The sequence below is a fragment of the Streptomyces sp. NPDC057963 genome (assembly GCF_042887155.1).
In the GTDB taxonomy this organism is placed as follows: Bacteria; Actinomycetota; Actinomycetes; order Streptomycetales; family Streptomycetaceae; genus Streptomyces.
The window spans coordinates 137,731-144,487 of the sequence record NZ_JBHVPX010000015.1; the positions used below are offsets into that span (position 1 = coordinate 137,731).

The 6,757-nt window shown below is 71.7% G+C and carries 5 protein-coding genes; 2 read left to right on the forward strand and 3 right to left on the reverse strand.

The features are described 5' to 3' along the window. Positions 1 to 89: 89 nt before the first annotated feature. Positions 90 to 1,325 (reverse strand): DUF5685 family protein, encoded by a 1,236-nt coding sequence (locus ACFVT1_RS30450; RefSeq protein ID WP_389801086.1) that lies wholly within the window; start codon positions 1,323 to 1,325, stop codon positions 90 to 92. A 308-nt stretch (positions 1,326 to 1,633) separates the two neighbouring features. On the opposite strand from ACFVT1_RS30450, the gene ACFVT1_RS30455 reads away from it, so the two are divergent. Then, positions 1,634 to 2,077, forward strand: a complete 444-nt coding sequence (locus tag ACFVT1_RS30455) for a cell division protein SepF (RefSeq protein WP_389801073.1) — start codon at positions 1,634 to 1,636, stop codon at positions 2,075 to 2,077. A 22-nt stretch (positions 2,078 to 2,099) separates the two neighbouring features. Here the strand turns inward: ACFVT1_RS30455 and ACFVT1_RS30460 are convergent, their stop codons facing one another. Continuing rightward, positions 2,100 to 3,314 carry an acyl-CoA dehydrogenase family protein gene (locus tag ACFVT1_RS30460; RefSeq protein WP_389801074.1) on the reverse strand — a complete coding sequence of 405 codons (1,215 nt, stop codon included), beginning with the start codon at positions 3,312 to 3,314 and terminating at the stop codon, positions 2,100 to 2,102. 73 nt (positions 3,315 to 3,387) lie between these two features. Beyond that, positions 3,388 to 5,094 (reverse strand): MFS transporter, encoded by a 1,707-nt coding sequence (locus ACFVT1_RS30465; protein WP_389801076.1) that lies wholly within the window; start codon positions 5,092 to 5,094, stop codon positions 3,388 to 3,390. 546 nt (positions 5,095 to 5,640) lie between these two features. Between ACFVT1_RS30465 and ACFVT1_RS30470 the strand changes: the two genes are divergently transcribed. After that, positions 5,641 to 6,672: a phosphatase PAP2 family protein gene (locus tag ACFVT1_RS30470; protein WP_389801077.1), complete on the forward strand. Its 1,032-nt coding sequence runs from the start codon at positions 5,641 to 5,643 to the stop codon at positions 6,670 to 6,672. Positions 6,673 to 6,757 lie beyond the last annotated feature (85 nt).

Sequence of the window (6,757 nt, forward strand, 5' to 3'; positions counted from 1 at the left end):
CGCCCGGCCCGCGCCCGGTCCGCGAAATCCCGCCCGGCCCGCGCCCGGTCCGCGAAATCCCGTTCGGCCCGCGCCGCCGCGGGCCCGGCTCAGCAGTCGCACCCGCAGTCACAGCAGTCGCACGAACCGCAGCAGTCCCCGCAGTTGCTGCAACAGTCACAGGCGTCGCAGCAGTCCCCGCAGTCGCACTGCTGGCACAGGCCCTCGCGGCGCTGGTGGCTCCACGGGTCGTTGAAGGTGCCGCAGCACATCTGGCAGGTGCAGGCCAGCCCCGCCCACACCAGGCAGCCCGCGATCAGCCCGCGCCGGTCGCGCGGCGGCTCGGGCGGGGGCTGCGGCGGGCCGACCGGGCTGCCGGGGCTCGGGGCGTACGGGTTGCCGGGCGGCGGCCCGAAGGACCCGGTCTGCCGCATGCCCGACGGCAGAACGGTTCCGTCCAGGACCGGGCCGCCGGCCGGGTGCGCGCACGCCGTGGTGCCGAACGCCCGGTCCACCGACTGCCGCAGTTCGTGCGCCAGCAGCACATGGGCCAGCTTGCCGTCGGTGAATTCCGCGTCGCGCAGCGCCAGCCGTACGCCGCGCAGCGCGTCGTCGCACAGCCGCCGGGCCTCGGCCCGCGAGGTGCCGGTCGCGGTGAGCGGGTTCCAGGCACCCGACACGGCGTCGGCTTCCTGGTCCTCCACGGCGTCCAGCAGATGTGCCAGACGCCCGAAGAGCCGGCCCGCCTCGGCCAGCGGAGCCGCGTTCTGCGGCTTGCCCGCGAGGATCGCGGTGTGGGCGAAGGCGGCCGCGGTGGCGGTCTCGGTGGGCTCGGTGACCGTGAGCAGCGGGGTGCCGGGCCCGGCGAGCAGCTCGATGCCGGTCTGCCGGTCGACGGCGTCGACGAGCAGCGCCGTGTCGAAGCCGAGCTGTGCGCCGGTGCGCGCGCCCGCCCGGTCCCACCCCGCGGCGACCCGGCGCGCGGCGGCGGCGACCGGGCGGCGCTTCAACAGGCCGTCCCCGTCGGCGACGTGGTCCCGCACCTTCGCCGACGCCAGGACCAGGGAGACGGCGGCGGCCAGCCTGGCACCCTCGCCGCGGGCGACCGGCGCGGTCCGCATGGCGCGCAGCGGACAGGGCCCCGCGGTGCGTCGCCGGCCGGTGGTGCGCTCGGACTGAGCCTCCGTCAGGACCGAGACGATCAGGCCGTCATAGTTCGTGACGATCCGGGCGAACTGCCCGTGATCCGAGCGAAGTGCGAGGCAGAGCCCGCAGAGATGGGCCATCCACTCGGTTCTGAGTCCCTCGGACAACCGATGCGTACAGGGCCTCACGATTCCGAACACGACGATCCCCCGAGAGTCGTTCACCTGTGCGCCGAGCTCGTGCGCGCGCACGACGTGCATCGTATCGAGCGTCCCGTTCACCCGTACGTCCCCCATGTCACCCGTACGGACTGGTGCAACATATTTTATTTCTTTCAGCCCACCGATGTGGGACGAACCTTGACGAACCGCCACATCTTCTGCACCAGTACCGTCACGAATCCCCTGCGCGCCGACTATCCACTTGGCGCACGATCCGCATCATGGACGACCATAGGGACACGAAAGAGATGCGGAACACCACGGAACCGCGGTGAGAGGAGGCGTCCATGGGATCGGTGCGCAAGGCGAGTGCCTGGCTGGGCCTCGTAGAGGACAACGACGAGCGGTACTACGACGACGACGAGTACGGCGAGGGCGCGCAGACCGGGACCGGTCAGGGCTGGGTGACGGACCCCCGGGTGCAGGTGGCCTCCGAGACGGCCGAGGAGACGGGCCTCCGGATCGCCACCGTCACCCCGGACAGCTTCCGGGACGCACGGGCCATCGGGGAGCTCTTCCGGGACGGCGTCCCGGTGATCGTCAACCTCACGACCATGGACCCCACCGACGCCAAGCGCGTCGTGGACTTCGCCGCGGGACTGACCTTCGGCCTGCGCGGCTCGATCGAACGTGTGGCCACCCGGGTCTTCCTGCTGACCCCGGCCCACACCCAGGTGGTCAGCGGCGAAACCGTCGGCCGGCCGGCCGACGGCTTCTTCAACCAGAGCTGAGCAGGGCGCTCGCCGGACCGGTCTACCGGAACGCGTCGAGACCGGTGAGCGCCTTGCCCAGCACCAGCTGGTGCATCTCCACGGTCCCTTCGTAGGTGAGCACCGACTCCAGATTCGTCGCGTGGCGCATCACCGGGTACTCCAGGGAGATCCCGTTGGCGCCGAGGATCGTGCGCGAGGTACGGCAGATGTCGATCGCCTCCCGCACATTGTTGAGCTTTCCGAAACTGACCTGCTCCGGACGGAGCCTGCCCGCGTCCATCCGCCGGCCCAGGTGGTGGGCCAGCAGGATGCCCTTGTGCAGTTCCACGGCCATGTCCGCGAGCTTGGCCTGGGTGAGCTGGAAGCCGCCGATCGGCCTGCCGAACTGCTCCCGGGTCCGCGCGTAGTCGAGGGCCGCCTCGAAACTGGCGCGCGCCGCGCCCATGGCCCCCCAGACGATGCCGTAGCGGGCGTGGCCGAGACAGCTGAGCGGGCCGCGCAGCCCGGTGACCCCGGGGAGTACGGCGTCGGCCGGCAGCCGTATCTCGTCGAGGACCAGCTCACTGGTGACCGAGGCGCGCAGCGACCACTTGTGCTTGATCTCGGGCGCCGAGAAGCCCGGGGAGTCCGTCGGCACGACGAAGCCGCGGATTCCGCCGCCCTCGCCGCCGCCCTCGCCGGTCTGCGCCCAGACGACGGCGACCCCGGCGACCGAGCCGTTGGTGATCCACATCTTACGGCCGGTGAGCACCCAGTCGTCGCCGTCGCGCCTGGCGTACGTCCGCATCCCGGCCGGGTCGGAGCCGTGGTCCGGCTCGGTGAGGCCGAAGCAGCCGATGATCTCACCGGCCGCCATGCCCGGCAGCCACCGCTGCCGCTGCTCCTCGGAGCCGAAGCGGTGGATGGCGTACATGGCGAGCGATCCCTGTACGGAGACCAGGGAGCGGATCCCCGAGTCCGCCGCTTCGAGTTCCAGGCAGGCCAGCCCGTACTGGACGGCGGTGGCGCCCGCGCAGCCGTATCCCTGGAGGGACATGCCGAGGGCGCCGAGCGAACCGAGCTCGCGGGCCAGCTCGCGGATGCCGGGCAGCTCACCGTTCTCGTACCACTCGGCGATGTCCGGCAGGACCCGGTCGGCGGCCCAGTCGCGGACGGTGCCGCGGATGGCGAGGTCCTCGGCGCCGAGCAGGTCGTCGATGCCGATCGGGTCGGCGGGATCGAAGGGCGGGAGCTTCGAGGACTCGGTGGTGGACAAGAGGGGGCCTCCGGCGGCTCGCACGATGCTAAAACTAGCAGTGTTAGTCATGGCGTCGTTCCGACGTTACGGCTCAGTGCCCCGCCCGTCCAGAGCCGGTCGCCTCGGCGGGCCGCCGACGCCGGGCGGGTATCGCGAGCGGCCGCTGCGCACGGCCCTCGACGGGCGCCCCGGACGGACCCTGGAGTTCCGGCGCCCCGTCCGCCCCGTCCTCGCGCGATTCGTGGAGAGCCGGCGCCGGGCACTCCATCATCCGCGGCAGCCGCAGCGCGGCGAGCGCCCCGAGCAGCAGCAGGGCCGCGCTCACCAGCAGCGTGACATGCAGCCCGGTGATGAAGGAATGGCGGGCGGTGGACCGCAGCGCCTCGCCCAGCGGGCCGCCCAGCCGGTCCGCCACCTGATAGGCCTCCCCCAGCGAGTGGGCGGCGGCCGCGCCGTCCCCGGCGGGGACGCCCTCCTCGGGAAGATTCGCGAGTCCGGGGGTGTAGGCGGCGTTCATGACACTGCCGAGCAGCGCGATCCCCATGCCCGCGCCCAGCTGGTACGAGGTCTCGCCTATCGCCGCCGCACCGCCCGCCCGGTCGGCGGGGGCGTCGCTGAGCATGGATTCGTAGGCCCCGAAGAGCGTGCACTGGAGTCCGAAGCCGAGTGCGACGAAGGCCGCCGTCAGCAGTCCGGGCCGGTCGTGCTGCCCCATCGCGGTCAGGATCAGCACCGAGGCGGCCGTGAGCACGAAGCCCCAGCCGACCATCCGGCGCGGCCCGAGGCGGCGCAGTGTGTACGAGCCGGTGGCGCCCGCGGCCATGGCCGCGAAGGTGAGCGGCAGCAGCCGCAGCCCGGTCTCCAGCGGGCTCAGACCGAGGACGAGCTGAAGGTACTGCACGGCTATCAGTTCCAGCCCGACCAGGGCCAGCATCGCGAGAATGATGCAGCCCACCGCGGTGGAGAAGGCGGGCCTGGCGAACATCCCGATGTCGATCAGCGGATGCGTACGGCGCTTCTGGCGGCGCACGAAGGCGACGAGCAGTACGGCGCCGATGAGCAGCGGGCCCAGTGTGGCCGGACTCAGCAGCCCCTCACCGGTGCCCGCCCGCTTCACCCCGAGGACGACACCGAGCACTCCGGCCGCGGCCGTCAGCGCACCGAGCACGTCCCACGGACCGTCGCCGCCGCCGCGCGACTCGGGCAGCAGCAGGCGGCCGACCGGCAGGACCAGGGCCATCAGCGGGACATTGATCAGAAAAACCGAGCCCCACCAGAAGTGCTCGACGAGAAAGCCGCCTATGACGGGTCCGGTGGCGGCGCCCACGGCGGCGACCGCGGTCCAGACGCCGATCGCCACGGCCCGTTCGCGCCGGTCGGGGAAGACCTGACGGAGGATCGACAGCGTCGCGGGCATGATCATCGCGCCGCCGACGCCGAGCAGGGCACGCGCCGCTATCAGTACGCCGGGGCTGCCGGCCAGCGCGGCAACCGCGGAGGCGGCGCCGAAGAGGGCATAGCCGAGCAGCAGGATGCGGCGCCGGCCGACCCGGTCGCCCAGCGTGCCGAAGAGGATCAGCAGCGAGGCGCAGACCAGCGGATAGGCGTCCACGATCCAGAGCAGGCCGACGGCGCTGGGCCGCAGGTCCTCGGTGACGGCGGGGACGGCGACATGGAGCACGGTCGCATCGAGCGCGACGAGCAGCAGACTGAGGCAGAGGACGACGAGGACGACCCATCGATTGGCACCGTCGGCGGCTGAGCGCAGCCGGAATCGGGCTGTGGTCGTCCCGGACATGCATGTACCTCCCAAAAGGTCCCTCGCGCTCGGCAGGCCAGCCGGGAGCACAGCGGTCCGCTGTCCCTCGGGGCCCGGCATCGACGGGCGAGTGATCCGTCAGCGTACGCGAGTTCGGAACACTCACACATGGTCCACCTCATACCTCGACGACCCGTGGAGTGTGGCGTACGCCACGCCGAGCCGCCGTTCCAAGCCCCTCGGACCTGCGCGGACGGCCCCCCGCACCCGGCACAGAAGGTACTCGGCGCCACTCCGCGCGCAGGCGCCGGGCCCGCACGGAAAGCGTTCGGTGACCGGACGGATACCGTCCGTTTCCCCCGCCCGAGGGGCCGCACAAAATTCATACCGGCACCTTCTGCGCTTTTCTGCCCGCACCCAAACACCCTTCCGAAATGAGTGCGAAATAAAAAGCACGGAGACTCATCGGCGCACTTCTCCGGATCGGAATTCATGGGCCGGATGAGACGTACTCCACATCACATCGTCATCACAAAGAGACCGGATCGACCTGCTCGCGCACTCACTCGCTGTAACGTCGATTGGGTGCGTACCGACATCTTTGCCCGCCTGGACCGGGAGCCGGAGCCGCCGAAGATAGAGCCGCCGCGGATGAGCCGTCACCGCATCGCTCTCTTCTGCGGGACGTTGGCGTTCTATCTCGCCATCGTCGTTGCCGTGCTGGTCTCTTCCTGGCTGGTGACCCTGGACTGGAAGGTCATGCTCTTCCGGCCGTATCAGCAATGGCCGGAATTCCATGCCTTCCTCGACTACTACATCGTGCTCGGTCAGCGTGGCCCCACGGCCACCCTGGTCGCCTGCTGGCTCGGCTGGCGCTCCTGGCGGCAGCACACGCTGCGGCCGCTGCTGACGCTCGGCGCCTCGCTGCTGCTGCTCAACGCGACGGTCGGCGCGGTCAAGATCGGCCTCGGGCGGCTCGGCCCGCACTACGCGACCCAGATCGGCTCGGCGGAGCTCTTCGCCGGCGGCGATATATTTCCCTCGGGCCACACCGCCAACGCGGTGGTGACCTGGGGAATCCTCGCCTATCTGGCCACCACCCCGAGAGCCAGGCGCTACTTGTCGGCCGCCTCGGCAATCGTCTCGCTCGGCGTCGGGCTCACCACCGTCTACCTCGGCACCCACTGGCTCAGCGATGTCCTGCTCGGCTGGGCGGCGGGACTGCTGATCCTGCTGGGTCTGCCCTGGGTCGAGCCGCTGATCACCCGGGCCGAGGCCTGGATCTTCGCCCAGCGCGAGGCCCTGCGCGGGCGTGGCCGTCCCGTTCCCTCCGTGCCCGTCGCGGCCGGAGGCCCCCGGCCCGTGGTGCTCCCGCAGCCGGCCGGCGGCGGCGCGGTGGAGAGCCCGGCGCTGAAGCCGGTCGCCGCCGGAGGACACACGGCGGCCACCGCGGGCACGGTCACCGGCGCCCGCTCGCGGGCGCACCCGCCCGCCCCGACGCATCTGGTGCGTTCGGAGCGGACCCCCGTCACGCCGACCGGCAGCCGCCGCCCGCCGCACGCGGACCGCACGCCGCGTGGCGGCACGGCCCCGGCCCGCCCGATGTCCGGCGGCTGAACAACCCCGCAAGCCACGGGACCGGTACGCACAGCCGCTGCCCCGGACATGAGTGAAGGCCCCGACCGGAGTCGGGGCCTTCACT

Bases quoted from the DNA above. Each gene is read 5' to 3' on its own strand.
- ACFVT1_RS30455 (WP_389801073.1), top strand. From the start codon at position 1,634: ATGGGATCGGTGCGCAAGGCGAGTGCCTGGCTGGGCCTCGTAGAGGAC.
- ACFVT1_RS30465 (WP_389801076.1), bottom strand. From the start codon at position 5,094: ATGTCCGGGACGACCACAGCCCGATTCCGGCTGCGCTCAGCCGCCGAC.